Genomic DNA, 26,200 nt, shown 5'->3' with positions numbered 1-26,200 from the left:
GGCGCCGTCAGTCGTCCAGCGCAACGACCTCGTCGCCCGGCCCGGCCTCGCAGGCCGCGTCCAACGGCCCGCCGCCGCGGCGCAGCACGGCGCGGCCGCCGGCGTGGCAGAACTCCAGCCGCTGCGCGCCCGGCAGCCGGCGCTGCACGAAGGCCTCGATCGACGCCGGCAGGCTGACGCGCATCGTCAGCGCCTGCAGGTCGGCCAGCGGGTGGTCGCCGGTGTGCACGTAAGGCACGAGCTGGGCGGCGAAGACCAGCGCGTGCGAGCCCACCGCCACCGGCGTCGGCACGTAGCCCTGCGCGCGCAGCCAGGCCTGGGCCTGATCGCGCGGCGTGCTGCTGCCGTCCAGCGGCTGCCAAGCGTCAGCCAGCGGCTGCCAGGCGTCAGCCAGCAGCTCGGCCACCCACTGGTTGCAGTTCTGGTAGCGCGTCGCCCAGGCGTAGGCGTTGGCGCTGTAGGTCGCGCCCAGCAGGCGCAGCGCGCGCGGGTTGTCCAGCGCCGCGGCCTGCACGGCGCGGCCGTCCTCGGGCGGCAGCAGCAGCACCGAGACGAAGCCGCGTTCGGCGTCGTCGGTGCCGGAGACGAAACCGGCCAGGCCCTGGTCGAAGAGCCGCGGCCGCGCCTCGTCGCAGGCGTAATAGAGCTGGCGCACCGCCCAGGGAGCGAGCGGGTTGTCGCGCAGCGCCAGCGCGGCGTGCGAATAGCGGATGCCGAAGCGGCCGAGGTCGGTGCCCGAGCGCGCGACGAGCGCGGTGCCGGTGTCCGCCTTCGCCAGCTCGCGCCGGATCAGCTCGGAGAACTGCAGCAGCCGCGCCTGCTGCAGCGCGCCGAGCGTCGGCGGCCGGTCGCACAGGCCGGGCAGGCCGGCCTGCGCCGGCGCGGCCAGCGTGGCCAGCACCAGCGCCGCGGCCGCGGCGAGCGGCTTCAGAGGGTGACGGCGCGCGGCGCCAGCTCGCGCTGCCGGTCGTCGTGCAGGGCGAGGAAGAAGGTCTCGGCGGCCTCGCCGCGACGGAACTCGTAGCCGTAGTCGCGCTCGCGCGCCTGCACGCGCTCGCCGGCGGCCAGCGGTGCGCCGGCCACCGCCTGGCGCGGCAGGTAGAGCACGAAGGGCGCGGCGGCGGCGTCGGCCAGCGGCTGCAGCGTCACGCGCAGCGTGCCGGGGCGGCCGGCGGCGTCGGCGACGTCGACGACGCGGTAGTCGCCGGCGACGGCATCACGGGTCTTGCTGGAGCCGTCGCTCGACGCCTCGAACGAGTCGGACACGCTGGCCGACGAGGCCGAACCGGCGCCCGAGGCCGAGGACACGAGGCTGTCGGCGCGGGCGGGCACCGAGGCCGCGGCGATCAGCGCGGCGCAGAGCAGGGCGGGGCGGAGCAGGGAACGGGGCATCGTGGTCTAGGGGTTCGGGTCGGACGCGCCAAGCGTATCCGCTTTCGGCGCCGGTCTCGCCGTCTCGGGCGCGTAGGCGCGCAGGAAGGCCTCCACCGCACGGCGCGCGGTGTCCGCCAGGCTCGCGTCGTCGACCTCGTCGACGACGTGGAACAGGAAACGGTCGATCCACTCGGCTTCGAGCAGACCCTTCAGGTGGTTGGCCGCGACACGCGGTTCGGCCTGGCGCAGCAGGCCTCGCTCCATCGCGCCGGCCAGGTAGGCGGCGATCGCCGCCTCGCCGCGGGCCGGGCCGAGGTCGTACAGGCGGCGGCCGAGTTCGGCGCGGCCGGCGTCGGCGACGATCAGCCGGCGTCCGGCGCGCACCTGCGGCGAGTACAGCAGTGCCAGCAGCCCGCGGCCCAGGCCGTCGAGCGAACGCGCGACGTCCTGGTACGAGGTGTCCAGCGAAGCGAGCAGGGCCTCGAACTCGGCCAGCGTCGAGGCCAGCACGACCTCGACGAACAGTTCCTCCTTCGACACGAAGTAGCTGTACAGCGTCGCCTTGGAGCAGCCCATGCGCTCGCAGATCTGGGCCATCGAGGCGCGCTCGAAGCCGGTCTCCTGGAACACCGCCGTGGCGGCGTCGACGATCGCCTGGCGGCGGGCTTCGCTCTTGGTACGCATCCGGAAGGGGAAGTCAAGTGAACTAGTTGGTTCAGTTTAGCTTGCGCCGGGGTCGATCTCAAAGCTAAACTGTACCGACCAGTTCAGTTAAGGCCCGCGATGTTCCACACTTCTCCCGCATCGCCCCGCCCCGGTTGGCGGCCCCTGGCCGCCGTCGGCTTGGCGGCTGCCGCACTCGCCGGTTGTGCGCAGCTGCCCGACCCGGTCGTGACACCCGGCCCGCGGCCGCCGGGCGCTTATGCCGCTCAGGAATCGTTGCGCGCGCCGGCCGCCGCCTGGCCCGAGTCGCGCTGGTGGCAGGCCTACGGCGATGCCCAGCTCGACGCTCTGGTCGACGAGGCCCTGGCCGGTTCGCCCGACCTCGCGGCGGCCGCCGCGCGGCTGCAGCGCGCCGCCTCGTTCTCCCAGGTGGCCTCGTCGGCGCTGAAGCCGCAGGTCGGCGTCTCCGCGAGCGCGACCCAGGACCGCTTCAGCAAGAACCACGTGACGCCGGCGTCGATCCTGCCGGACGGCTGGGACGACGTCGGCGTCGCCACGCTGAAGGTCGGCTGGGAGCTGGACTTCTGGGGCGCCAACCGCGCCGCGCTGGCCGCCGCGACCTCGGAGGCCGAGGCCGCACGCGCCGAGTACGCCCAGGCGCGGCTGCTGCTGTCCTCGGCGGTGGCGGCGCAGTACGCCGAACTCGGCCGCCTCTACGCCAACCGCGACACCGCCGCGCGCTCGGTGCAGGTGCGCACGCGCAGCGCCGAGCTGGTGGCCGAGCGCTACCGCAACGGCCTGGAGACCCGCGGCAACGTGCGCCTGGCCGACGCCGGCCGGGCCGCCGCCGAAGGCGCGCTGCTGGCGATCGACGAACGCATCGCGCTGCAGCGCAACCGCCTCGCGGCGCTGCTGGGCGCCGGGCCCGACCGCGGCCTGGCGATCACGCCGCCGGCGCTCGATCTCGACCACGGTTTCGGCCTGCCGGCCGAACTCGGCGCCGAACTGCTGGGCCGGCGCCCGGACGTCGTCGCCGCGCGGCTGCAGGCCGAGGCCCAGGCCCGGCGCATCGACGTCGCCACCGCGGCCTTTTATCCGAACGTCAACCTCAGCGCGATGGTCGGCCTGCAGTCGCTGGGCCTGGACAACCTGACGCGCACCGGCTCGACGATGGGCTCGATCGGGCCGGCGGTGTCGCTGCCGATCTTCACCGGCGGGCGCCTGCGCGGCCAGCTGCGTGGCGCCCAGGCAGCTTATGCCGAGGCCGTGGCGCGCTACGACGCCACGGTGACCCATGCGCTGCAGGACGTCGCCGACGCTGCCGTGAGCCTGAAGGCGCTGGCACCGCGCCTGGCCAAGGCCGACGAGGCGCTGGCCGCGGCCGACGAGGCGCACCGCGTCGCCCGCGAGCGCTACGACGGCGGCCTCGCCACCTACCTCGAGGTGCTGTCCGCCGAGGACACGATGCTCGCCAGCCTGAACGCCCAGGCCGACCTGCGCGCCGGCTCGCTGGCGCTGGACGTCGCGCTGCAGCGCGCCCTGGGCGGCGGCTGGCGCGAACAGTCCCGCTGAACCCCTGATTCCCGAGAGTCCGACCATGACCCAAGACACGACCCTGGACGCGGCCACGCGCCGCCGCCGCAACACCCGCCTGGCCGCGCTGGCGCTGGCCGTCGTCGCCCTCGGCGGCGTGAGCACGGCCTACTGGCTGCTGCACGGCCAGCACTTCGTCGCCACCGACAACGCCTACACCGCCGCCGAGCTGGCGCAGATCACGCCGGCCGTCGGCGGCACCGTCGCCGAGGTCAAAGTCAGCGACACGCAGGCGGTGAAGAAGGGCGACGTGCTCGTCGTCATCGACCCCACCGACGCGCGCCTGGCGCTGGCCTTCGCCGAAGCCGAGCTCGACCGCACCGTGCGCCGCGTGCAGGGCTACCAGGCCACCGACCGCTCGCTGGCCGAGCAGGTGGCCGCGCACGCGGCCGACGAGAAACGCGCCGCGGCGCAGCTGGCCGCGGCCCGGGCCGACTTCGAGCGCGCCGGCATCGACCTGAAGCGCCGCGAGGCGCTGGTCGGCTCGGGCTCGGTGTCGGGCGACGAGCTGACGCGCGCGCAGAACGCCTTCGCCGCCGCGCGCGCCGCGCTCGACGCCGCCCAGGCCGCGGCGACCCAGGCCCGCGCCGGCACCGCCGCCGCCGTCGCCGCCAGGCAAGCCAACGCGACGCTGATCGTGCGCACGACGACCGACACCAACCCCGAGGTGCTGGCCGCACGTGCCCGCGCCGAGCAGGCGCGCGTGGACTTCGAGCGCACCGTGATCCGCGCCCCGATCGACGGCGTCGTCGCCAAGCGCACGGTGCAGGCCGGCCAGCGCGTGGCCGCCGGCGTGCCGCTGATGTCGGTCGTGCCGGTGGGCCAGATCTACGTCGACGCCAACTTCAAGGAGCGGCAGCTGGAGAAGGTGCGTGTGGGCCAGCCGGTCGAGCTGCACGCCGACCTGTACGGCAAGAGCGTCGTCTACCACGGCGTCGTCGAAGGTTTCTCCGGCGGCTCGGGCTCCGCCTTCTCGGCGATCCCGGCGCAGAACGCCACCGGCAACTGGATCAAGGTCGTGCAGCGCCTGCCGGTGCGCGTGAAGCTCGACGCGGCCGAGCTGGCGGCCAGCCCGCTGCGCGTGGGCCTGTCGATGACGGCCGAGATCGACACGCGTTCGAACTGACGCGATGAGCGCCACCGCTTCTCCCGCTGCGCCCGGCGCGCCGCAGCCGCTCACCGGCGGCCAGCTCTGGCTGGCGGCGCTGATGCTGGCCTCGGCGAACTTCATCGCCGTGCTCAACATGACGATCGCCAACGTCGCCGTGCCCAACATCGCCGGCGCGCTGGGCGCGGCGTCGAGCCAGGGCACCTGGGTCATCACGTCCTATGCGGTCGGCGAGGCGATCACCGTGCCGCTGACCGGCTGGCTGGCCTCGCGTTTCGGCTCGGTGCGCGTGTTCGTCTGGTCGATGGTGCTGTTCGGCGTCTTCTCGGTGATCTGCGGGCTGTCCAGCTCGCTGGGCCTGCTGGTCGTCGCGCGTGTCTTCCAGGGGCTGTGCGGCGGGCCGCTGATGCCGCTGTCGCAGACGCTCCTGATGCGCATCTTCCCGCGCGAGAAGGTGGCCGCGGCGATCGGCATCTGGTCGATGACGACGCTGGTGGCACCGGTCGTCGGCCCGATCCTCGGCGGCTGGCTGTGCGACGACTACAGCTGGTCGTGGGTGTTCCTGATCAACGCCCCGATCGCGATCGGCTTCGGCGTCTGGACCTGGGGCCTGCTCAGGCGCTACCAGGAGGCGGCGCGGCGCAGCCCGATCGACCTCGTCGGCATGGCGCTGCTCGTCGTCTGGGTGGCGGCGCTGCAGCTGGTGCTCGACGAAGGCAAGAACCTCGACTGGTTCGGCTCGCCGCAGATCGTCGCGCTGTCCATCGTCGCGGCGGTGGGTTTCGCCGCCTTCCTGATCTGGGAGCTGCACGACCCGCACCCGATCGTCGACCTGCGCGTGTTCCGCCACCGCGGCTTCACGGTCAGCGTGGCGACGATCTGCTTCGCCTTCGCCGCCTTCTTCGGGGTCAACGTGCTGACGCCGCTGTGGCTGCAGAGCTTCATGGGCTACACCGCCACCGACGCCGGGCTGGCGACGGCCTGGACCGGGGTCACGGCGCTGTTCGTCGCGCCCTTCGTCGCCCAGGCGGCGAGCAAGCACGACCCGCGGCCGCTGGTCTTCGTCGGCATCCTGGTGCTCGGCCTGACGACGCTGTGGCGCACGGTGGCGACGACCGACATGGGTTTCTGGGACATCGCCATCCCGCTGGCGGTGATGGGCCTGGGCATGCCGTTCTTCTTCATCCCGTCGACCGGGATGGCGCTGGGCAGCGTCGAGCCGCACGAGATGGATTCGGCCGCCGGGCTGATGAACTTCGTGCGCACGCTGTCGGGGGCCTTCGCGACCTCGATCGTGACCACGGTCTGGAGCGACCAGACGACACGCAACCACGCCGAGCTCGTCGGCCTGGCCGACCGCGACGGCAGCGTGCGCACGCTGCTGACCCAGGGCGGCATGACGCCCGACGCGCAGAACCAGGCCGTCGACCTGATGCTGACCTCGCAGAGCGTGATGCTGTCGACGAACCAGGTGATGGCGGGCATCGGCGTCATCTTCCTGTTCGCCGCCGCGATCATCTGGCTGGCGCCGCGGCCCGCGAATGCGGTCGAGCCCGGCGCCGGCGGCCACTGATTCCCTCGTCCACGAAAGAAGCCGACGTGTTCCGCCATCTGCTCGTGCCCACCGACGGTTCGCCGCTGTCCCAGCGTGCCGTCGCCCAGGCCATCGCGCTCGCGCGCCGCTTCGGCGCGCGCATCACCTTCTTCCACGCCGAGCCGAATGCCCCGGTGCCGATGGACGGCGCCGGCGTGGTCATCAACGCCCACGCGCTGCAGCTCGCGCACGAACGCCTGGACGCCGCCGCGCACGACATCCTGGCCGAGGCCGACGCGCTGGCGCAGGAAGCCGGCGTGGCCGCCGACAGCGTCGTGCTCGTCAGCGACAAACCCTACGAAGGGATCATCCGCACGGCCGAACGCCTGGGCTGCGACCTGATCCTCATGGCCTCGCACGGCCGGCGCGGCGTCGGCGCGCTGCTGCTGGGCAGCGAGACCCAGAAGGTTCTGACGCACACGCGCATCCCGGTGCTGGTGCACCGCTGAGGCGCGGGCGGGCGCCAGGCCTCGCGCGGGTCAGCGCGCGGTGATCTGCGGCGCCACCCAGGCGAGGTAACGCGCCGGGTCCAGCGCCGAGCCGCGCGGCTCTTCGTGGCCGTTGCCGACGGCCGCGTCGACGGCCTGCAGCAGCGCGTCCTGGGTCGAGGTCTCGACGGCCGCGGCGTCCAGCTTCGCGCCGCAGGCCAGGCAGAAGGCATGGGCGCGCACGGCGCCCGGCGGCGGCAGCCCCGGCACCGAGGCCTGCGCCAGATGGTGGAAGTGCGCCGCCGCGGCGTACTCGCCGACGAAGCGGTACCAGCCCGAGGCGCTCACCAGGCGGCCGGCGTGCGAGGCGACGACGTGATCGCAGCGCGTGGCCGCGGGGCCGGGGGCAGGGGCGGGCTGCGGGCGCTGCATCGGGAGCCTCCTCGACGGTGATGCCGGCTCTACGGCCCGCCGCGCGGGCACTTGAGCAGCAAGATGTAAGCGCGTGGCCCCCGGGTTCGCGGGGGGTAGGGGCCGGGACAGCCTTCATGGACGCGTCACCGGCGCCGGCCTACGCTGCCGCGGCCCCGACACGAGGAGACCCCATGCGCTCTTGGCTGCGTTGTGCCGTCCTGCCCTTGTCCGCCTGGCTCGCGTGCGTCGCGCCGCCAGCCCTTGCCGACGACGGCAGCATCACCGTCGCCGGGCTGCGCGGCCCGGTGAGCGTGGTGCGCGACGTCGACGGCGTCGCCCATGTGCGTGCGCTGAGCGAGCGCGACGCGCTGTTCATGCAGGGCTGGCTGCACGCCGAGGACCGGCTGTTCCAGGCCGACACGCTGCGCCGCACCGCCAGCGGCACGCTGGCCGAACTGGTCGGCGCCTCGGCGCTTGCGCAGGACGTGCAGCTGCGCACGATCGGCCTGCGCCGCGCGGCCGAGAAGTCGCTCTCCGCGGCCTCGCCCGAGCTGCGTGCCGGGCTCGAGGCCTATGCCGCCGGTGTCAACGCCTGGGTCGCGGCGCACGCCTTGCCGGCCGAGTACGCCCGCCTGCGGCTGACGCAGTTCAGCCCCTGGACGCCGGTGGACAGCCTGGCGATCGGCAAGCTGATGTCGTTCCAGCTCTCGTTCGACTTCGACACCGAGCTCACCAGCGCCTGGCTGAGCTACCGCCAGGCGCTGGGCGACGACCGCGTGGCGCAGGCGCTGTTCTTCGGCGACGTCTTCCGCACCGCGCCCTTCGACCCGGCCTCGACGCTGACCGACGCCGGCGCGCCGCTGCCCTGGATCGGCACGGACGCGGTGGCGGCGCACCCGGCCGCGGTGCCGGCAGCGCTGGCGCCGCTGCTGGCGCGCCAGATCGAGCGCACGAAAGCCGTGCCCTTGCTCGAACGCGTGATGGCGCGGCGCCAGCACCAGATCGGCAGCAACGAATGGGCGGTCAGCGCGCGCCTCAGTGCCGACGGCCGGCCGCTGATCGCCAACGACCCGCACCTGTCGCTGGGCCTGCCGTCCAACCTGTACGACCTGCACCTGGTGGCCGCCGACGGGCTGGACGCCATCGGCAGCGGTTTCCCCGGCGTGCCCTGGATCGTGCTCGGCCAGAACCGGCGTGTCGCCTGGGGCTCGACGACGACCCACTACGACGTCACCGATGCCTATGCCGAGCGTGTGGTGCCCGCCAGCACCGCCAGCGGCCTGGCCTCGGTCTACCAGGGCCGCAACGAGGCCATCGTGCCGATCCCGATCACGTTCAAGGTCAACGCGCTGGACCCCTCGCGCACCGATGCGCTGGACACCGTGCCGCCGAGCGCCGAAGTGCCGCCCTACGTGCTGCTGGTGCCGCGCCACGGGCCGGTGGTGCAGCTGGACACGGCCGCCGGCAGCGCGATCACGATCCAGTGGATCGGCGCCGGCGCGACGCGTGAACTCGACGCCTACCGGCTGCTCAACCGCGCCGCCAGCCTGGAGGACGTGCGCGCCGCGTTGCAGTACTTCGACGTCGGCTCGCAGAACTTCGTTGTCGGTGACGTCGACGGCCGCATGGCCTGGTTCACCAGCGGCGAGGTGCCGCTGCGCGAGGATCTGCAGGCCGGCACACTGGCCGGCGCGCCGCCCTACCTGGTGCGCAACGGCCAGGGCGGCAACGAGTGGCTGAAGAAGGCTTCGCCCGGCCCCACCGACGCCAGCGGCTACGAGACGCTGCCGTACGCCGAGATGCCGCAGCTGATCGATCCGCCCGAAGGTTTCTTCGTCAACGCCAACAACGACCCGGCGGCGCTGACGCTGGACAACGACCCGCTGAACCAGCGCCGCCTCGGCGGCGGCCTCTACTACCTCGGCCCGGGCTACGACTTCGGCCCGCGTGCCGGCCGCATCACCCAGCGCCTGCGTGCGGCGATCGCCGCCGGCCCGGTCACGCGCCGCGAGATGGCCAGCATCCAGGCCGACACCGTGCTCGTCGACGCCCAGGTCTTCGTGCCGATGCTGCTGCGCGCCTACGACGGCGCCCGCGCGGGCGGCGCACCGGCGGCACTGCAGGCGCTGGCCGCCGATGCGCGTGTCGCCGAAGCCGCCGAACGCCTGCGCCGCTGGGGTTTCGACACCCCGACCGGGCTGGACACCGGCTACGACGCGAGCGATTTCAACGGCCAGCGCCGCCCGCCGACGCAGCGCGAGATCGACGCCAGCGTCGCCGCGACGATCCACGCCGTCTGGCGCGGCCAGGCGGTCGCGCTCGGGCTGGACCGCACGCTGGCCGCTCACGGTCTGCCGCAGCCCGGCAGCCTGGAGACGCTGAAGTCGCTGCGCCACCTGATGGAGCGCGACGGCCTCGGCCTCTCGGGCGTCGACTTCTTCGCCTGGACCGGGCTGGCCGACGCGTCGCAGCGCCGCGACTACGTGCTGCTGAAGGCGCTGCAGGACGCGCTGGACCTGCTCTCCGGCCCGGCCTTCGAGCGTGCCTTCGCACGCTCCACGAACCAGGCCGACTGGCGCTGGGGCAAGCTGCACCGCATCGTGCTGCGTGCCGTCTTCGCCGACGCGAGCATTCCCGGCGCGACGCCGGGCTTCGAACCCTCGGTGGCCGGGCTGCCCGGGCTGGCGGTCGACGGCGGGCTGGGCACGGTGGACGTGGCCAACCACGGGGTGCGGGCCGCCGATGACGGCGCTTTCATGTTCTCGTCGGGCCCGAACCGGCGCTACGTCGGGGCCCCCGGCCCGGGCGGCATCCCGGCGCGGTCGATCCTGCCGGGCGGGCAGAGCGGCGTGCTCGGCAGCGAGCACTACGCCAGCTTCCTCGCCCGCTGGCTGACCAACGAGACCTATGCGTTCCGCGTCACGGCGGCCGAGATCCAGGGCGCCGCGGTCAGCCGCACGCTGTATCGCCCGGCGCGCTGAGCCGGGGTTTTCGGCAAGTCGCCGGGCGGGCGCGGTGCGAGGCTGGCAGACTGCCTGCACAACAGGAGTCCCGCGATGCTGCGTTCCACGATCCTTCCCTTCGCCGCGGCCGCCGCGATGGCCGCCGTCTCGCCGGCCGCGCTGGCTGCGCTCGAGGTCGGCGCCAAGGCGCCCGACTTCACGACCGACGCCGCGCTGGCCGGCAAACCCACGCGCTTCGCGCTCGCCGACGCGCTGGCGCGAGGGCCGGTGGTGCTGTTCTTCTTCCCCAAGGCCTTCACCTCGGGCTGCACGGTCGAGGCGCACCTGTTCGCCGAAGCGACACCGCAGTTCCAGAAGCTGGGCGCCACCGTCATCGGTGTCTCCAACGACGACCTGCCGACGCTGCAGCGGTTCTCCAGCGAAGCCTGCCGCGACAAGTTCGCCGTCGCCTCCGACGCCGACTCGCGCGTGATCCGCGCCTACGACGCCAAGATCGCCTTCCTGCCGGGCATGGCCAAGCGTGTGTCCTACGTCATCGGCCGCGACGGGCGCGTGGCCTACGTCTACGAGAGCCTGGACCCGGACCAGCACGTGGCCAACACGATGAAGGCCGTCGAGCGTCTGGCCGCACCGGCCGGTTCAGCCCCCGCCGCGGCCCAGCGCTGAGGCGCCGACGCGGCCGTCGAAGGGCGGCAGCGCGGCGCCCGGTGGCTCCAGCGTGGCGCGCGGCGTCGCCGTCACGGCCTCGCCGGGTGACGGCGCCGGGCCCTCGGCCGGCGGTGGCGTCACCAGCCCGCGCATCGAGCCCCAGGTCTTGGCGTAGACCCAGGTGAACTCGGCGCCGAGCAGGAAGACCTGCGCCGCCCAGTAGACCCAGACGAAGACGATGACCAGCGAACCGGCCGCACCCCAGCCCGAGGCGACGCCGGTCTTGCCGATGTACAGCCCGATCAGCACCTGGCCGAGGCTGAACAGCGCCGCCGTGATCGCCGCGCCCAGCCAGACGTCGAGCCAGCGCACCTTCACGCGCGGCATCAGCTTGTAGATCAGCGCGAAGACCAGCGTCGTGATCGCGAAGCCGAGCACCAGGTTCAGCGCCTGCGCCAGCAGCTCCCAGGCGCCGAACCAGGTGCCCCACCAGCTGCCCAGCGCCGAGACCGCGGCGCTCAGCACCAGCGAGACCATCAGCAGGAAGGCGATGCCCAGGATCAGCCCGAAGGACAGGAAACGCGCGCGTACCAGCGCCCAGGGCCCCGACGGCCGGCCGCGTGTCGGCGCGCGCCAGATGCGGTCGAGTGCGTCCTGCAACTCGGCGAAGACGGTGGTCGCGCCGACCAGCAGCAGCACCAGCCCGATCGCGGTGCCGGTGCCGGCGCGGCTGCCGTCGCGGAAGGTGGCGAGCACGGCCTGCACGGCCTCGGCGGCGTCGCGCCCCATCACGCGTTGCAGCTCGCCGAACAGCGCACGCTGCGCCGCCTCCTCGCCGAAGACCAGGCCGGCGATCGAGATCACCAGCAGCATCACCGGGCCGAGCGAGAACACCGTGTAGTAGGCCAGCGCCGCGCCCATGCTCGGGGCGTAGTCCTGCAGCCAGGCGTCGAAGGCGCGGCGCGCCAGCGCCAGCCAGTCGCGCGGGCCGGGGCGGGCGGGGGTGAGTGAGGTGGGGTGCATCGGGGGCACAGCCCCCGATGGCAAGGCCCGTTCCCAGGGCGGGAACGGGCGCCGGGCCTCAGGCCTGGGCGGCCGGCGTGCGGATCAGGTAGTCGAAGGCCGACAGTGCCGCCTTCGCGCCTTCGCCGGTGGCGATGATGATCTGCTTGTACGGCACGGTCGTCACGTCGCCGGCGGCGAAGATGCCCGGCACGCTGGTCGTGCACTTCGGGTCGATGACGATCTCGCCGAAGCGGCTCAGCTCCAGCGTGCCCTTCAGGAACTCGGTGTTGGGCACCAGGCCGATCTGCACGAACACGCCGGCCAGCTCGACGTGGTGCTCGGCGCCCGAGACACGGTCCTTGTAGCGCAGGCCGTTGACCTTCTGGCCGTCGCCGGTGATCTCGGTGGTCTGGGCGTTGGTGTGGATGGTGACGTTGGGCAGGCTCTTCAGCTTGTCGACCAGCACCGCGTCGGCCTTCAGCTGGTCGAGGAACTCGATCAGCGTCACGTGCTCGACGACGCCGGCGAGGTCGATCGCGGCCTCGACGCCGGAGTTGCCGCCGCCGATGACGGCGACCTTCTTGCCCTTGAACAGCGGGCCGTCGCAGTGCGGGCAGTAGGCCACGCCCCGGGTCTTGTACTCCTGCTCGCCGGGCACGTTGACGTTGCGCCAGCGTGCGCCGGTGGCCAGGATGATCGTGCGGCCCTTGAGCTCGGCGCCGTTGACCAGCTTGACGGTCGCGTAGGCGCCCGGCTGCGGCGCCGGGACCACGGCCTGCACCTGCTGGCCGACGTTGACGTCGACGGCGTAGGCGCGCACGTGGGCTTCCAGCGCGGCGGCGAACTTCGGCCCTTCGGTCTCCATCACCGAGACGAAGTTCTCGATCGCCAGCGTGTCCAGCGTCTGGCCGCCGAAACGCTCGGCGACGATGCCGGTGCGGATGCCCTTGCGCGCGGCGTAGATCGCCGCCGCGGCGCCGGCCGGGCCGCCGCCGACGATCAGCACCTCGTACGGCTCCTTCTTCGCCAGCTTGGCGGCGTCGCGCGCGGCCGCGCCGGTGTCGACCTTGGCCAGGATCTCGCCGATCTCCATGCGGCCCGAGCCGAAGGGCTGGCCGTTCAGGAACACGGTCGGCACGGCCATGATCTGGCGCGCGTCGACCTCGGCCTTGAACAGCCCGCCGTCGATCGCGACGTGGCGAACGCGCGGGTTCAGCACCGCCATCAGGTTCAGCGCCTGCACGACGTCGGGGCAGTTGTGGCAGGTCAGCGACATGTAGGCCTCGAAGACGAAGTCGCCTTCGAGGCCCTGGATCTGCGCGATCGTGTCGGCGTCCAGCTTGGGCGGGTGGCCACCGGCCTGCAGCAGCGCCAGCACCAGCGAGGTGAACTCGTGGCCCATCGGGATGGCGGCGAAACGAAGGCCCATGTCGGCGCCGGCGCGGCTGATCGAGAACGAGGGCCGGCGAGCGTCCGAGCCGTCGTAGCGCACGCTGATCAGCGGCGACAGCGGCGCGATGTCCTCGAGCAGCGCACGCATCTCGGCCGAGGCCGGGCGGTCGTCGAGCGAGGCGACGAGTTCGATCGGCTGCTGCAGGCGCTCGAGATAGGCCTTGAGCTGGTTCTTGAGGTTGGCGTCGAGCATGCGTGGCTCCTGGATTCGAGGCGGGGAGGGAGGGTGTCGCGCCCTGTCGTCAGCGCCCGTCCCGCTTCGGGGGCTGGCGACAGGGGCCTGCGGTGGCAGGCCCTGGCGGCAGAACGCCCGGGCGAGCCGGGCGTCCGTGAGGCCCGCCGTGGCGGGCCGGGGTTGCCGTACGGCTTAGATCTTGCCGACGAGGTCCAGCGACGGGGTCAGCGTCGCGGCGCCTTCCTGCCACTTGGCCGGGCAGACCTGGCCCGGGTGCGAGGCGACGTACTGGGCCGCCTTGACCTTGCGCAGCAGCTCGCTGGCGTCACGGCCGATGCCGTTGTCGTGGATCTCGCAGAGCTTGATCTGGCCATCGGGGTTGATGACGAAGGTGCCACGCAGCGCCAGGCCTTCTTCTTCGATCATGACCTCGAAGTTGCGCGTCAGCGTGCCGGTCGGGTCACCGATCAGCGGGTACTTGACCTTCTGGATCGCCGGCGAGGTTTCGGCCCAGGCCTTGTGCGCGAAGTGGGTGTCGGTCGACACGCCGTAGACCTCGACGCCCAGCTTCTGGAACTCGGCATAGGTGTCGGCCAGGTCTTCGAGCTCGGTCGGGCAGACGAAGGTGAAGTCGGCCGGGTAGAAGACCACGACGCTCCACTTGCCCTTGAGGCTTTCTTCGGTGACGTCGAAGAACTTGCCGGTCTGGTAGGCGGTGGCCTTGAACGGCTTGACTTGGGTGTTGATCAGCGACATGGGTTCTTTGCTCCTCTGAGGGTGGGTCGGTGAGAGACGCGAGTGAAGGAGAACGCGACGGAGAGACTGTAGCGGCCGGTGCTGATGTTGGCAGTCGATCGTTTCAATCAGGACCATTGACCACGGCTATGACAGGCCGGAAATGAAAAAGCCGCGCGTCCCGGTGGGCACGCGCGGCTCCTGGCAGCTGCCGCACCGTTAGGCGATGAAACCCCGCTCGCGCAGCAGCTCGATCACACGATCGGCCGCACGTTCCGCGGTCAGTTCGGTGGTGTCGATGCGGATCTCCGGATTCTCAGGCGGCTCGTAGGGCGAATCGATGCCGGTGAAGTTGCGCAGCTCGCCGCGGCGCGCCTTCTTGTACAGGCCCTTGACGTCGCGGCTCTCGGCCACGTCCAGCGGCGTGTCGACATGCACCTCGATGAACTCGCCCTCGGCGACCAGCGAACGCGCCAGGCGGCGCTCGGCGCGGAACGGCGAGATGAAGGCCGTCAGCACGATCAGCCCGGCGTCGACCATCAGCTTGGCGACCTCGCCGACGCGGCGCACGTTCTCGACCCGGTCGGCTTCGGTGAAGCCGAGGTCCTTGTTCAGGCCGTGGCGCACGTTGTCGCCGTCGAGCAGGTAGGAGTGGCGGCCCAGCGCGTGCAGCCGTTTCTCGACCAGGTTGGCGATCGTCGACTTGCCGGCGCCGGACAGTCCGGTGAACCACAGCACCGCGGGCTTCTGGCCCTTCTGCAGCGCGCGTGCGGCCTTGTCGATGTCGACGTGCTGCAGGTGGATGTTGTGCGCGCGGCGCAGCGCGAAGTGCAGCATCCCGGCGCCGACCGTGTTGTTCGTCAGCCGGTCGATCAGGATGAAGCCGCCGGTGTCGCGGTTGGCCTGGTAGGCGTCGAAGGGCACGGCGCGGTCGAGCGCGATGTTGCACACGCCGATCTCGTTCAACTCCAGCTGCTTGGCCGCCAGGTGCTCCATCGTGTTGACGTTGACCTTGTACTTGGGCTCGGTCACCGAGGCGCTGACGGTGCGCGTGCCGAGCTTCAGCAGGTAGGGGCGGCCGGGCAGCATCGGCTCGTCGGCCATCCAGACGATCGAGCACTCGAACTGGTCGGCGACCTCGGCCGGCGCGTCGGTGCCGGAGATCACGTCGCCGCGCGAGATGTCGACCTCGTCGGCCAGCGTCAGCGTCACCGACTGGCCGGCGACGGCCACCGGCAGGTCGCCGCCGTGGGCGACGATGCGCGCCACCGTGCTCTCGCGGCCCGAGGGCTGCACGCGCACGCGGTCACCCGGGCGCACGCTGCCGCTGGCGATCAGGCCGCAGAAGCCGCGGAAGTCGAGGTTGGGGCGGTTGACCCACTGCACCGGCAGGCGCAGCGGGTCGCCTTGCAGCCGCGTCTCGTCGATCTCGCAGGTCTCGAGGAAACCCATCAGCGTCGGGCCGTGGTACCAGCCGGTGTGCTCGCTGGCCTCGGTCATGTTGTCGCCCTTCAGGGCCGACAGCGGGATGGTCGTGATGTCCGCCAGGCCGATCTGCTTGGCGAACTCGCGGTACTCCTCGTCGATGCGGTTGTAGACCTGCTGCGAATAGTCCACCAGGTCCATCTTGTTGATCGCCAGCACGACCTTGCGGATGCCGATCAGCGAGACGAGGTAGCTGTGGCGGCGGGTCTGCGTCAGCACGCCCTTGCGCGCGTCGACGAGGATCACCGCGACGTCGGCGGTCGACGCGCCGGTGATCATGTTGCGCGTGTACTGCTCGTGCCCCGGCGTGTCGGCGACGATGAACTTGCGCCGGTCGGTGCTGAAGAAGCGGTAGGCGACGTCGATCGTGATGCCTTGCTCGCGCTCGGCGGCCAGGCCGTCGACGAGCAGCGCGAAGTCGATGTCGCCGCCTTGCGTGCCCCACTTCTTGGAGTCGGCTTCGATGGCGGCGAGCTGGTCCTCGAAGAGCATCTTCGATTCGTACAGCAGGCGCCCGATGACGGTGCTCTTGCCGTCGTCGACCGAGCCGCAGGTGATGAAGCGCAGCAGGCTCTTCTTCTCGTGCTGTTCGAGATAACGCTCGATGTCGGTGGCGATGAGGTCGGATACGTGAGCCATGGAAGGACGGTTCCTGTTTGGCTGCGCGTCGCGGTCAGCGAGCGCGCGAGAACGTGGCGTTGCGTGCGATCAAGCCGCTGGCGCGGATCCGGCTCTGCCGGGCCGCTGCCAGAGCCCCCTCGGGGGGTGGCGACCGGGAGGGAGCCTGGGGGCTAAAAGTACCCCTCTTGCTTCTTCTTCTCCATGGAAGCGGCCGTGTCGTGGTCGATCATGCGGCCCTGGCGTTCGCTGGTGCGGGTGAGCAGCATCTCCTGGATGATGTCCACGAGCGTCTCGGCATCGGACTCCACCGCGCCGGACAGCGGGTAGCAGCCCAGCGTGCGAAAGCGCACCTTCTTCATCATCGGCTGCTCGCCGGGCTTCAGGCGCATGCGATCGTCGTCGACCATGATCAGCGTGCCGTCGCGCTCGACCACCGGCCGCTCGGCCGCGTAGTACAGCGGCACGATGGGAATGTTCTCAAGGTAGATGTACTGCCAGATGTCGAGCTCGGTCCAGTTCGAGATCGGGAACACGCGGATCGACTCGCCCTTGTGCTTGCGGCCGTTGTAGAGGTGCCAGAGCTCGGGGCGCTGGTTCTTCGGGTCCCAGCGGTGCTGCGCGGTGCGGAACGAGAAGATGCGTTCCTTGGCGCGGCTCTTCTCCTCGTCGCGGCGCGCGCCGCCGAAGGCGGCGTCGAAGCCGTAGTGGTCCAGCGCCTGCTTCAGGCCCTGGGTCTTCCACATGTCGGTGTGGATCTGCGAGCCGTGGTCGAACGGGTTGATGCCGCGTTCCATCGCCTCGGGGTTGTGATAGACGATGAGCTCCATGCCGAGCTCGCGCGCCATGCGCTCGCGCATCGCGTACATGTCGCGGAACTTCCAGGTCGTGTCCACGTGCAGGAGCGGGAACGGCGGCGGGGCCGGATAGAAGGCCTTGCGCGCCAGGTGCAGCATCACCGCGCTGTCCTTGCCGATCGAGTAGAGCATCACCGGCTTGTCGGCTTCGGCGACGACTTCCCGCAGGATGTGGATGCTCTCCGCTTCCAGGCGCTGCAGATGGGTGAGGCTGATCGATGGGTGCATAGGCGTGGTGTGGATGATCTCGCGTGCTGCGCCGCAGCAAGGTGCATGCCGCGGGGCCGTGAGTATCTCCCAAGGTCCTGGCAACTGCCCGCCCCAGGAGATGAGGGGGTCGGGGCGTCGGCGGCGTCAGCCGGATGCGTGTTGCGCGCCGCTAAAGTTGCCGTCAGGAGGATCCCGAATGACCGAAGATCGAGTGGCCGCCCCGGGCCTGTTGAACGACGTTGCCGCCATTGCCCGCAGGGCCGGCGCCCTGATCATGGAGATCTACGCCACCGATTTCGCGGTGCGCGGCAAGCAGGACGCGTCGCCCGTGACCGAGGCCGACGAACGTGCGGAGAAGCTGATCGTGCCGGCGCTGCGCGAGCTCGCGCCCGAGGTGCCGGTCGTCGCCGAAGAGGCCGTCGCGGCCGGCGCGGCCCCCGAAGTCGGGGAGTGGTTCTGGCTCGTCGACCCGCTGGACGGCACCAAGGAGTTCATCAGCCGCAACGGCGAGTTCACCGTGAACATCGCCCTCGTGCACCGTGGTGAGGCGGTTCTGGGCGTGGTCTTCGCTCCGGCGCTCGATCGGCTCTTCGCCGGTGCACGCGGGCAGGGCGCGCGGGTCGAACAAGCCGGCGTGGTGCGCGAGATCCGCTGCCGCGAGGTGCCCGAAGCCGGTCTGACCGTCGTCGCCAGCCGTTCGCACGGGGACGCCGCGGCGCTCGACGCCTTCCTCGCCGGGCGCAAGGTGGCGGCGCTGGCCAATGCCGGCTCGTCGCTGAAGCTGTGCCTCGTCGCCGCTGGCGAGGCCGATCTCTATCCGCGCCTGGGGCGCACGATGGAGTGGGACATCGCCGCCGGCCATGCCGTGCTGGCGGCTGCCGGTGGCCGTGTCGACACCGTTGCCGGCGTCCCGCTGCGCTATGGAAAGCCGGGTTTCGACAACCCGCATTTCGTCGCTTCGGCGAACCGCTGAAACCCCCCCCGCGGTCGCGGGGATGGTCCCGCACTTGCATGAGGTGAGCGTGCATTCCGGCCGTTTCCCTGAGGTCGGGGCTCGCTAACAATCGGTTCACGGAAGTCACAAGAGTCGAACGAATGTGTAGAAGCGTTGGGAAGATCGCGGCCTCGGCCGCGAAGGGGCTGATCCTTGCCGCGACATTGGCGCTCGTCGCCTGCGGCGGCGGCCGCAGCAGCTCCGAGAGCCGCGAGATGGCCGACATCTCGCTCACCCAGACGGTGCAGGCCAGCACTGGCGCCGGCGAATCGGTGACCTTCACCGTCGTCGTCGCCAACACCGCGCAGGTCGCCTCGGTTCCCGTGACGCTCGCCTGGTCGGTCGCCGACGTGGACGTCGGCGAGCCCACGGTGAGCTGCACCAGCGCCAGCAGCGCCGTCTGCCCCACCACGGTGGGCGCGAGCACGACGATCGACACGCTGCCCGCGCAGCGCCAGCTGGTCTTCAAGTACACGGTGACGCTGCCGTCGGCCACGCGCGGCGACGTCGTCGCGACCGCGGTCGCAACCACCGCGGAGGAAGCCGACGCGAGCGACAACACCGCCAGCGCCACCACCGTGGCCGTCGACGCGCGCAACGACAGCTACGAGGTCTACGCCGCCGACGGCAAGGCCTACGAGATGACGGTGGACTTCGACGCCGGCACCTACACCATGAGCGGTGAGGGTGTCTCCGACACGCGCAGCTTCGCCGCCGACAGCGCCGGCGGCTACATCGTCGGCAGCGGCCCCGAGCGTCTGCGCGCCACCGACGGCGTCATCGTCGGCGTGCACAGCTTCGGCGGCACGGCCACGCCTTACATCGCGGCCAACAGCTTCCTGACCTCGACCACCGGCGCCGCCGGCAACTACAACCTGATGTTCCGCCGCGTTGCCAGCGACGGCAGCGGCGCGACCACGCATCCGGCGACGGCCACGCTGTCCAGCGGCGCGTTGAAGGTCTGCGAGAGCGAGACCGAGGTGCTCAACGCCTCGGCCTGCGGCAGCGGCAACGCCAGGCTCTACACGGTGACGATCGCCGACGGCGTCTTCACCGCCACCTCGTCGACCTCGGGCGTGCCGTCGATGAGCTTTCGCATCGCCGAGGTCGGCGACTCGGAGGTTCTGCTGTCGATCGGCACCAGCGCCTCGAGCGACGGCCGCCTGCAGTGGCTCGGCGGCCTGAAGGAAGAGCGCATCGGGCTGTTCGCCGGCAGCTTCGCCGGGCCCGGGATGCTGTCCTCCGACGTGGACTGGGTCGCGCTCACCCTGGACGCCGCCGCGCTGACCTACGGCGTCGTCAGCGACGCCCTCACCGACCAGGGCGTGCTCCAGTCCGCCAACAACCAGCAGCCGACCTCGTTCTTCTACACCACGCTCACGACGCAGTACTCCGGCTCGCCGGTGTGGGTGATGCAGAACTACCCGCTGGTGATCGTCGGGGGCGCCCCGGCCGCTGCCGACGGCGTCACCAACCTCAGCGGCCTGCTGCAGATCGCGCTGCCCTGAGCGCGCCCCAAGGAATCCGAATGAGCCTGAACCACATCGTCTTCATCGTCCTCGACAGCTGCCGCTACGACAGCTTCGTCGCCGCGAAAACGCCGAACGTCGACCGCCTGGGCGCGGCGCAGAAGCGCTACTCGTACGCCTCGTGGACGGCGCCGTCGCACCACACCTTCGCGATGGGCATGCTGCCGCACACGAGCCCCAAGGATGTCTTCGCCTCGGAGGTCTACAAGGACGAGTTCGCCCAGTGGCGCGAGCGCACCGGCTGCGCCGACATCGCGTTCAAGGAGTTCCTGCCCGACCTGTCGCTGCCCAAGGTGCTGCGCAAGCTCGGCTACCGCACCGTCGCCAAGGTCTCGATGCCGGTGCTCAACAAGAGCACGCTGATCAGCCGCGACTTCGACGACTACAAGCTCATGCCCAATCACAACGACTTCAAGGGCATGGTCGGGGAGATGGAGTTCCCCGACGACGAGCCGCACTACTACTTCTTCAACGTCGGCGAGACGCACTACCCGTACATGCTGTCGGGTGCCGACCTGCCGCACATCTCGGGCCTGCACGGCGCGTTGAAGGGCATGGACGCGGTGGCCGAGGCCACCCAGGGCAAACGCGGCTTCGAGCCCGGGCAGATGGAGATGCTGCGCCTGCAGCAGATCAAGTGCATCGAGTACTGCGACGTGCAGATCGGCCGCATCATGGAGATGGCGCCGCCGAACACGCACTTCATCGTCACCGCCGACCACGGCGAACTCTTCGGCGAGGACGGCTTCTTCGGCCACGGGCCGATCATGCACGAGAAGTGTTTCGAGGTTCCCTTCGTCGAGGGACGGCTGGGCTGAATGGCCGCGCCTCTGTTCCTGCTGGCGCCGCCGAGGTCCTACACCTCGCTGATGAACGCGATGCTGGGCCAGCATCCGCAGTGCTTCGGCCTGCCGGAGCTGTGCCTGTTCAACGTCGAGCGCCTCGTCGACCTGTGGGTGCGCTCCACCGACGAGATGGGCAGCGAGGCCAAGACGCGCCACGGCCTGCTGCGTGCCGTCGCCGAGATCTACGGCGGCGAGCAGACGATGGACAGCGTGCGCATGGCCACCCACTGGTGCGCGGCGCGCCAGAACCTGACGTCGGGCGAGATCTACCGCGAGCTGGTCGACAAGATCGACCCGCTGATCGCGGTCGAGAAGAGCCCGGCCTACACGGTGGACATCCAGCGCCTGCTGCGCATCCGCGAGGCCTTCCCCGACGCCCGCTACCTGCACCTGACGCGCCACCCGGTGGGCCAGTGCAAGTCGGTGATGAGCCTGTACGAGGGCACCTTCGCGCTCTTCGTCAACTCGATCGACTTCCTCGATGACCGCGCCATCGTCGAGCCGCAGTTCGCCTGGTACGACCTGAACATCAACATCCTGAACTTCCTCGACACGATCCCCGCCGAGCGCCAGATGCGCATCCGCGGCGAGGACGTGATGAACGACCCGCCGAAGTTCCTCGGCATGATCTGCCGCTGGCTGGGCATCCGCGACGACGCCGACGCGCTCGACGACATGATGCATCCCGAACGCTCGCCGTTCGCCTGCTTCGGGCCGCTGGATGCGCTGTTCGGCAACGACCCGAACTTCCTCTCCGGCCCGACCTTCCGCCCGCACAAGGTCAAGGTGCCGCCGCTGGACAAGCCGGTGCCCTGGCGCGAGGACGGCCAGGGCCTGAAGCCCGAGGTCGTCGAACTCGCGCGCGAGTTCGGCTATTGACATGAGGCCCCCAAGCTCGCTTTCGCTCGCTACCCCCCGAGGGGGCCGTCCGCCGGCGGACCGGCAGAGCCGGATCCGCGGCGGGAAGCTTGATCGCATGGGCCTGCGGGTCGAGTGCGGTTCGCTGCCTGGCCCCGCAACTGGGCCAACACGTTTCTGACATGAGTGATTCCGACACCCCCCCGCTGGGCCAGCGCCCCAAGCTCGGCCCGATCGACGGCAAGCCGGTCACGACCCACCCCGACCTGAGCCGGCTGTCGCCGGCACAGCGTGGCCTGCGCGACGCGCTGCTGCGCGAGTTCAAGGCCCGCAAGGCGAAGAAGTTCGTCGAGAAGCAGGTCCACTACATCAACGGCAACCGCCAGGTCGCCGAGTCCATCAAGATCCTCTTCGACGAGCACGGCCAGCCGCCGGCGAACGCGCCGATCGAGGACATCATCGACGAGCGCCGCCAGCTCGAGTACCAGGTCCGCTGGTTCGAGGCGATGCTGCTGGAGCTGCAGACGCGGCTGCTGCGCGTGCGCGAGATCGAGGCGCTGGCGCTCGACGTCCTGGAGCGCACCGAGCGCGAGTAGAGATCCCGACCCCATGCCCGACCTCCGTCCTCTTCATCCGCCCGGCGCGCTCGCGGCCGTCGCGCTTGCCGCGCTGCTGGCCGGCTGCACCACCGGCCCCGATTACCGCCGTCCTGAAACCGAGCTGCCGGCGCGCTACGCCGAGGCCGCGTCCGCGCCGCAGGCCGCCGCGCACGAGGCGCTGGACACCGCCTGGTGGTCGGCCTTCGGCGACCCCAACCTGGACACGCTGGTGCACGACGTGCTGGCGAACAACCCCGACCTGCGCATCGCCGCGCACCGGGTCGAGCAGCTCGACGCCTTCCTGCAGGTCAGCCGCTCGGAAGGCCTGCCGCAGGTCGGCTACGAAGGCCAGCGCACGCGCGACACGCTGAGCGAGAACCGCCAGTCGCCGCTCAACCGCGGCACCGAGCCGGTGGACAACAACTACACCGTCTCCGGCGCGATCCGCTGGGAGCTCGACCTCTGGGGCAAGCTCCGTCGCGCCGACGAGTCCGCGTTCGCCAACCTGATGGCCGGCCAGGAAGGCCGCCGTGCGCTGGAGATGGCGATGGTCGCCAAGGCCGCCGCCGGTTACCTGCGCCTGCTGTCGCTGGACCGCGAACTCGAACTGCTCCAGCGCAGCGTGAAGGTCGAGGCCGATGCGCTGGCGCTGGCGCAATCGCGCTGGGACAACGGCGGCAGCTCGGAGCTGCCGGTGCTGCACGCACGTTCGCAGTGGCAGCAGCGCTCCGCCGAGATCCCGGCCAAGGAGGCCGAGATCGCGGCGCTGGAGAACGCGCTCGGCGCGCTCGCCGGGCGCAACCCGGGGGCGCTGCCGCGCGGTTCGCTGCAGGCGCTGAAGCTGCCGGTGGTGCCCGCCGGCCTGCCGGCGGACCTGCTCGCCCAGCGCCCCGACGTGCGCCAGCGCGAGCAGGAGCTGATCTCGGCCAACGCCCGCATCGGCGTCGCCAAGGCGCAGTTCTATCCGACGATCGGCCTGACCAGCAGCTCGGGCTTCGCCAGCAGCGAACTCGGCAAGCTCGACCAGCTGACCTCCAACTTCGGCAGCTTCGGCCTGACCTTCTTCGGCCCGATCTTCACCGGCGGCCGGCTCACCGGCCAGGTGCGCGAGGCCGAGGCGCTGCAGCGCCAGGCCGCCATCGAGTTCCTGAAGTCGGTCCAGACCGCGCTGCACGAGGTGCAGGACGCGCTCGTCGGCCGCCAGAAGATCGAGACGCAGATGGCGCTGCGCGACGAGAACATCGCCGTGCTGGAGCGCCAGCGCGAGGTGGCGCAGCGGCGCTACGACCTGGGCCGCGACGACTACTTCCAGGTGCTGGACGCCGAACGTTCGCTGGCCTCGGGGCTGCAGCTGCAGAACCAGACCCGCTACGCGCGCGCCGACGCCTTCGTCTCCCTCTACAAGGCGCTGGGCGGCGGCTGGTCGCTGCCTGCCGTCACCGCTTCCACCGCCCAATCGACGACGACCTCCCGATGAGTGATCAAACCAAGCTGGTGGCGCTGCCCGCCTACCTGCCGCGCCGCCTCCAGGCCTTCCGCATCGTCCGGGGCGACAAGACGAGCTACGTGCTGCGCGACAAGCTCGCCGACAAGACCTACGACGTCGAGCAGTGGCAGTTCTTCATCCTCGAGGTGCTGCCCGGCTGCGAGACCGCCGACAAGCTGCTGTCGGTGTTTGCCGACCGCTTCGGCCGCGAGATCACCGAACACGAGGTGATGAGCTTCTTCGCCCAGCTGGCCGACCAGAAGCTGCTCGACGACGAGGCTGCCAAACATCCGCTGCTCAAGCCGTTCACGCGCCAGGGCTACGCGCTCGAGCAGGGCCTGATCAAGCCCAAGTCCTTCGAGGAGCTGGCGGTCAAGATGGCGTCGCAGACGCCCAAGGCCGGCACCGCGCCGGGCGCCTCGCCCGCGCCCGGGCCGACGCCCGGCGCGCCCGACGAACTGCCCGAGGACGCGGTGCTGCCGGCCGGCGTCAACGAGGCCGACAGCCTGGACCCGCGCCAGACGCGCCAGCTGTTCAAGTTCTTCCCGATGCAGCCGCTGGCGTCCACGCTGCTGCCGATCGTCGAGCCACTGAAGTACGCGATCTACCTGCTGCCGCTGATCGCGCTGGTGGCGCTGATCCTCGTGCTGCGCAACTTCCAGCTGCTGTGGGGCGACATCACCTCGCTGCGCAGCGCCACGACGCTGGCCGTGCACGCGCTGTTCAGCCTGGTGACGATCAACCTGGCCGTCGTCGTGACGCAGTCGCTGGTGGCGCAGAAGTTCCGCGCCAGCCTGGGCGATCTGGGCATCGGCCTGCGCTTCGGCTTCTTCCCGCGTTTCATGGTGCCGATCCGGCACACGATGCAGCTGTCGCGTCGCGAGCGCATGTGGATGCACGCCGGCCCGCTGCTCACGCGCGTGCTGCTGTTCAGCATCGGCGTGCTCATCTGGTACAACGCGCGCGGCCGCTACGAGGGCCTGACCAACATCGGCCTGGGCCTGACCTTCCTGTGCGCGGTGAACCTGCTCGTCGAGGGCGGCAACCCGCTGGTCAAGGGCAACGGCTACCACCTGCTGGCCGCCTTCGTCGACGAGCCGCAGCTGCGTGGCAAGGCCTACCGCGCCTTCCTCGACCGCCTGCGCGGCGGTGCGAGCACCGAGCGTGGCCAGATGCTGCTGACGACCTTCGCGCTCGCCAGCTTCGTCTACGCCTACCTGGTGGTGCTGCTGATCGTCTACGTCAGCGGCCACTTCCTGATCAAGGAGATGCGCCTGGGCGGCGCGGCGCTGATCGTCGTCGTCGCGCTCGGTGTGTTCCTCGCGGTGCGCACGACGCGGCGCTTCCAGCTGATCACGCGCGCCTACGAACGTTCGCAGCAGTTCGAACGCTGGCGCAAGCGCGCGCTGCCCTCCGAGGCGTCCGAGCAGGCGCAGGCCGAGGCGCCGAAGAGCCGCACCTGGTACTACATGAAGCGTGCGCTCGTCGTCACCTTCATCCTGCTGCTGTTCCTGCCCTACCCGTACGACGCCGGCGGCGACTTCGAGATCTTCCCCGCGGCGCGCCAGGTCATCACGACCGACGTCGGCGGCATCGTCGAGGAAGTCAACTTCGACGGCGGCGAGAGCGTCGCCAAGGGCAAGGTCATCGCCCGTGTCGCCAGCACCGACATGAAGGCCCAGCTGCAGACCTTCGACGCGCGCATCGCCGCGCAGCGGGCGGTGGTGGCCGAGCTGAAGTCGCGGCCGCGCAAGGAAGAGGTCGCGGTCGCGCAGAGCGACCTGGAGACCGCGCGCCAGCGCGCCCGCTTCAGCGGCGAACGCGTGCCGCGCCTGGAGCGCATGTTCAAGGAACGCACGATCTCGTTCGAGGAGCTGGACACCGCGCGCAAGGAAGCCGAGGTCGACCGCGGCGAAGTCGTGCAGCGCGAAGCCGCGCTGGCGCTGGTCAAGGCCGGCACGCCGCCGGACCGCATCGCCGCCGAGGAGGCGACGCTGCAGTCGCTCGTGCAGCAGCGCGCCGAGCTCGAGGGCCGCGCCGGCCGCACCGTGATGGCCATGCCCTTCGACGGCACCATCCTGTCGCTGCACCTGAAGGACCGTCTCAACAGTGTGCTCGACAAGGGCGCGCCCTTCGCCACCGTCGAGGCCGTCGGCTCGATGACGGTCGAGATCGACGTGCCCGAAGGCGAGATCGGCTACGTCAAGGTCGGCGCGCCGGTGCGCGTACGGCCGAACGCGTTCAACGACCGCACCTTCGTCGGCAAGGTCGACCGCATCGACGGCAACGTCAGCGTCAAGCCCACCGGACGCATCGTCAAGGTCGTCGCCGTCGTCGACAACGGCGCCGGTGACCTGAAGTCGGGCATGACCGGCTACGCCAAGGTCGACGCCGGCACGATGCCGGTCTGGCAGGCCTTCAGCCAGGCGGTGGTGCGCTTCGTCAACGTCCAGGTCTGGTCGTGGCTGCCTTGATCGACTGAACCCGACCCCGCCCCGCCGAGGGGTGGACGACGCGGCCCGGCGGCTTCGGCTCCCGGGCCGCGTGCATTTTTCCGCATACCCTGG

Annotated in this window: 22 protein-coding genes; 13 read left to right on the top strand and 9 right to left on the bottom strand. The window is 71.0% G+C overall.

What is annotated here, in order from left to right; genetic code table 11:
* Nucleotides 1-7: 7 nt before the first annotated feature.
* From EV684_RS09920 to EV684_RS09910, 3 genes are read right to left on the bottom strand one after another with little or no spacing between them, the layout of a single operon-like run.
* Nucleotides 8-901 carry a DUF2145 domain-containing protein gene (locus EV684_RS09920; protein ID WP_243651133.1) on the bottom strand — a complete coding sequence of 298 codons (894 nt, stop codon included), beginning with the start codon at nt 899-901 and terminating at the stop codon, nt 8-10.
* 26 nt (nt 902-927) lie between these two features.
* Nucleotides 928-1,392 carry a hypothetical protein gene (locus tag EV684_RS09915; RefSeq protein ID WP_132646698.1) on the bottom strand — a complete coding sequence of 155 codons (465 nt, stop codon included), beginning with the start codon at nt 1,390-1,392 and terminating at the stop codon, nt 928-930.
* A 6-nt stretch (nt 1,393-1,398) separates the two neighbouring features.
* Complete coding sequence (locus EV684_RS09910; RefSeq protein ID WP_132646696.1) at nt 1,399-2,058, bottom strand: TetR/AcrR family transcriptional regulator; 660 nt, start codon at nt 2,056-2,058, stop codon at nt 1,399-1,401.
* A 99-nt stretch (nt 2,059-2,157) separates the two neighbouring features.
* Between EV684_RS09910 and EV684_RS09905 the strand changes: the two genes are divergently transcribed.
* Genes EV684_RS09905 through EV684_RS09890 form a run of 4 tightly spaced genes read left to right on the top strand, consistent with a single transcriptional unit; the run spans nt 2,158 to nt 6,781 of the window.
* Complete coding sequence (locus tag EV684_RS09905; protein ID WP_132646694.1) at nt 2,158-3,609, top strand: efflux transporter outer membrane subunit; 1,452 nt, start codon at nt 2,158-2,160, stop codon at nt 3,607-3,609.
* A gap of 25 nt (nt 3,610-3,634) precedes the next feature.
* Complete coding sequence (locus EV684_RS09900; protein ID WP_132646692.1) at nt 3,635-4,756, top strand: HlyD family efflux transporter periplasmic adaptor subunit; 1,122 nt, start codon at nt 3,635-3,637, stop codon at nt 4,754-4,756.
* Between the two features lie 4 nt (nt 4,757-4,760).
* On the top strand, nt 4,761-6,311 hold the full coding sequence (locus EV684_RS09895) for a DHA2 family efflux MFS transporter permease subunit (RefSeq protein WP_132646690.1): 1,551 nt from the start codon (nt 4,761-4,763) through the stop codon (nt 6,309-6,311).
* A 26-nt stretch (nt 6,312-6,337) separates the two neighbouring features.
* Complete coding sequence (locus EV684_RS09890) at nt 6,338-6,781, top strand: universal stress protein (protein WP_132646688.1); 444 nt, start codon at nt 6,338-6,340, stop codon at nt 6,779-6,781.
* Between the two features lie 30 nt (nt 6,782-6,811).
* On the opposite strand, the gene EV684_RS09885 is transcribed toward EV684_RS09890, so the two are convergent.
* Entirely contained in the window at nt 6,812-7,192 is a 381-nt protein-coding gene (locus tag EV684_RS09885; RefSeq protein ID WP_132646686.1) for a hypothetical protein, read from the bottom strand.
* Between the two features lie 173 nt (nt 7,193-7,365).
* Between EV684_RS09885 and EV684_RS09880 the strand changes: the two genes are divergently transcribed.
* Together EV684_RS09880 and EV684_RS09875 are read left to right on the top strand one after the other, a co-directional pair.
* On the top strand, nt 7,366-10,155 hold the full coding sequence (locus EV684_RS09880) for a penicillin acylase family protein (protein WP_132646684.1): 2,790 nt from the start codon (nt 7,366-7,368) through the stop codon (nt 10,153-10,155).
* 75 nt (nt 10,156-10,230) lie between these two features.
* A complete protein-coding gene (locus tag EV684_RS09875) occupies nt 10,231-10,803 on the top strand; it encodes a peroxiredoxin (protein WP_132646682.1) in 573 nt (190 codons plus the stop codon).
* Here the strand turns inward: EV684_RS09875 and EV684_RS09870 are convergent.
* The 5 genes from EV684_RS09870 to cysD form a co-directional block, all read right to left on the bottom strand.
* On the bottom strand, nt 10,777-11,808 hold the full coding sequence (locus EV684_RS09870) for a YihY/virulence factor BrkB family protein (RefSeq protein WP_132646680.1): 1,032 nt from the start codon (nt 11,806-11,808) through the stop codon (nt 10,777-10,779). The genes EV684_RS09875 and EV684_RS09870 overlap by 27 nt on opposite strands.
* A 58-nt stretch (nt 11,809-11,866) precedes the next feature.
* The gene (gene ahpF, locus EV684_RS09865) at nt 11,867-13,435 is read right to left on the bottom strand and encodes an alkyl hydroperoxide reductase subunit F (protein ID WP_132646678.1); all 1,569 of its coding nucleotides are present in this window, start codon (nt 13,433-13,435) and stop codon (nt 11,867-11,869) included.
* A gap of 174 nt (nt 13,436-13,609) precedes the next feature.
* Nucleotides 13,610-14,173 carry an alkyl hydroperoxide reductase subunit C gene (gene ahpC / locus EV684_RS09860; RefSeq protein WP_132646676.1) on the bottom strand — a complete coding sequence of 188 codons (564 nt, stop codon included), beginning with the start codon at nt 14,171-14,173 and terminating at the stop codon, nt 13,610-13,612.
* A gap of 198 nt (nt 14,174-14,371) precedes the next feature.
* Nucleotides 14,372-16,276: a sulfate adenylyltransferase subunit CysN gene (gene cysN / locus EV684_RS09855; protein ID WP_132646674.1), complete on the bottom strand. Its 1,905-nt coding sequence runs from the start codon at nt 16,274-16,276 to the stop codon at nt 14,372-14,374.
* A 152-nt stretch (nt 16,277-16,428) separates the two neighbouring features.
* The gene (cysD, locus tag EV684_RS09850; protein ID WP_200222405.1) at nt 16,429-17,340 is read right to left on the bottom strand and encodes a sulfate adenylyltransferase subunit CysD; all 912 of its coding nucleotides are present in this window, start codon (nt 17,338-17,340) and stop codon (nt 16,429-16,431) included.
* Between the two features lie 178 nt (nt 17,341-17,518).
* Here cysD and cysQ point away from each other — a divergent pair, with 178 nt between their 5' ends.
* The 7 genes from cysQ (at nt 17,519) to EV684_RS09815 (ending at nt 26,107) form a co-directional block, all read left to right on the top strand.
* A complete protein-coding gene (gene cysQ / locus EV684_RS09845; RefSeq protein WP_132646672.1) occupies nt 17,519-18,295 on the top strand; it encodes a 3'(2'),5'-bisphosphate nucleotidase CysQ in 777 nt (258 codons plus the stop codon).
* Nucleotides 18,296-18,417: 122 nt separating this feature from the next.
* Entirely contained in the window at nt 18,418-19,824 is a 1,407-nt protein-coding gene (locus EV684_RS09840; protein ID WP_242478634.1) for a hypothetical protein, read from the top strand.
* A gap of 20 nt (nt 19,825-19,844) precedes the next feature.
* Nucleotides 19,845-20,663 carry a sulfatase-like hydrolase/transferase gene (locus tag EV684_RS09835; RefSeq protein ID WP_132646670.1) on the top strand — a complete coding sequence of 273 codons (819 nt, stop codon included), beginning with the start codon at nt 19,845-19,847 and terminating at the stop codon, nt 20,661-20,663.
* Nucleotides 20,664-21,569, top strand: a complete 906-nt coding sequence (locus EV684_RS09830; protein WP_132646668.1) for a sulfotransferase family protein — start codon at nt 20,664-20,666, stop codon at nt 21,567-21,569.
* A gap of 161 nt (nt 21,570-21,730) precedes the next feature.
* On the top strand, nt 21,731-22,144 hold the full coding sequence (locus tag EV684_RS09825) for a hypothetical protein (RefSeq protein ID WP_132646666.1): 414 nt from the start codon (nt 21,731-21,733) through the stop codon (nt 22,142-22,144).
* A gap of 13 nt (nt 22,145-22,157) precedes the next feature.
* Nucleotides 22,158-23,624 carry an efflux transporter outer membrane subunit gene (locus EV684_RS09820; RefSeq protein ID WP_132646664.1) on the top strand — a complete coding sequence of 489 codons (1,467 nt, stop codon included), beginning with the start codon at nt 22,158-22,160 and terminating at the stop codon, nt 23,622-23,624.
* Nucleotides 23,621-26,107, top strand: coding sequence for an HlyD family secretion protein (locus EV684_RS09815; RefSeq protein WP_132646662.1), 2,487 nt, complete (start codon nt 23,621-23,623; stop codon nt 26,105-26,107). Before EV684_RS09820 ends, EV684_RS09815 begins: the two co-directional genes overlap by 4 nt.
* Nucleotides 26,108-26,200: the final 93 nt, after the last annotated feature.

The sequence above is a fragment of the Rubrivivax gelatinosus genome (assembly GCF_004340905.1).
Lineage (GTDB): Bacteria > Pseudomonadota > Gammaproteobacteria > Burkholderiales > Burkholderiaceae_C > Rubrivivax > Rubrivivax gelatinosus.
This window is presented reverse-complemented; position numbering and strand designations above follow the sequence as displayed.

Bases quoted from the DNA above. Each gene is read 5' to 3' on its own strand.
- EV684_RS09815 (WP_132646662.1), top strand. From the start codon at position 23,621: ATGAGTGATCAAACCAAGCTGGTGGCGCTGCCCGCCTACCTGCCGCGC.
- EV684_RS09825 (WP_132646666.1), top strand. From the start codon at position 21,731: ATGAGTGATTCCGACACCCCCCCGCTGGGCCAGCGCCCCAAGCTCGGC.
- cysN (WP_132646674.1), bottom strand. From the start codon at position 16,276: ATGGCTCACGTATCCGACCTCATCGCCACCGACATCGAGCGTTATCTC.
- EV684_RS09830 (WP_132646668.1), top strand. From the start codon at position 20,664: ATGGCCGCGCCTCTGTTCCTGCTGGCGCCGCCGAGGTCCTACACCTCG.
- ahpF (WP_132646678.1), bottom strand. From the start codon at position 13,435: ATGCTCGACGCCAACCTCAAGAACCAGCTCAAGGCCTATCTCGAGCGC.
- cysD (WP_200222405.1), bottom strand. From the start codon at position 17,340: ATGCACCCATCGATCAGCCTCACCCATCTGCAGCGCCTGGAAGCGGAG.
- EV684_RS09870 (WP_132646680.1), bottom strand. From the start codon at position 11,808: ATGCACCCCACCTCACTCACCCCCGCCCGCCCCGGCCCGCGCGACTGG.
- EV684_RS09835 (WP_132646670.1), top strand. From the start codon at position 19,845: ATGAGCCTGAACCACATCGTCTTCATCGTCCTCGACAGCTGCCGCTAC.
- EV684_RS09840 (WP_242478634.1), top strand. From the start codon at position 18,418: ATGTGTAGAAGCGTTGGGAAGATCGCGGCCTCGGCCGCGAAGGGGCTG.
- EV684_RS09875 (WP_132646682.1), top strand. From the start codon at position 10,231: ATGCTGCGTTCCACGATCCTTCCCTTCGCCGCGGCCGCCGCGATGGCC.
- EV684_RS09900 (WP_132646692.1), top strand. From the start codon at position 3,635: ATGACCCAAGACACGACCCTGGACGCGGCCACGCGCCGCCGCCGCAAC.
- EV684_RS09880 (WP_132646684.1), top strand. From the start codon at position 7,366: ATGCGCTCTTGGCTGCGTTGTGCCGTCCTGCCCTTGTCCGCCTGGCTC.
- EV684_RS09820 (WP_132646664.1), top strand. From the start codon at position 22,158: ATGCCCGACCTCCGTCCTCTTCATCCGCCCGGCGCGCTCGCGGCCGTC.
- cysQ (WP_132646672.1), top strand. From the start codon at position 17,519: ATGACCGAAGATCGAGTGGCCGCCCCGGGCCTGTTGAACGACGTTGCC.
- EV684_RS09895 (WP_132646690.1), top strand. From the start codon at position 4,761: ATGAGCGCCACCGCTTCTCCCGCTGCGCCCGGCGCGCCGCAGCCGCTC.
- ahpC (WP_132646676.1), bottom strand. From the start codon at position 14,173: ATGTCGCTGATCAACACCCAAGTCAAGCCGTTCAAGGCCACCGCCTAC.
- EV684_RS09885 (WP_132646686.1), bottom strand. From the start codon at position 7,192: ATGCAGCGCCCGCAGCCCGCCCCTGCCCCCGGCCCCGCGGCCACGCGC.
- EV684_RS09910 (WP_132646696.1), bottom strand. From the start codon at position 2,058: ATGCGTACCAAGAGCGAAGCCCGCCGCCAGGCGATCGTCGACGCCGCC.
- EV684_RS09905 (WP_132646694.1), top strand. From the start codon at position 2,158: ATGTTCCACACTTCTCCCGCATCGCCCCGCCCCGGTTGGCGGCCCCTG.
- EV684_RS09915 (WP_132646698.1), bottom strand. From the start codon at position 1,392: ATGCCCCGTTCCCTGCTCCGCCCCGCCCTGCTCTGCGCCGCGCTGATC.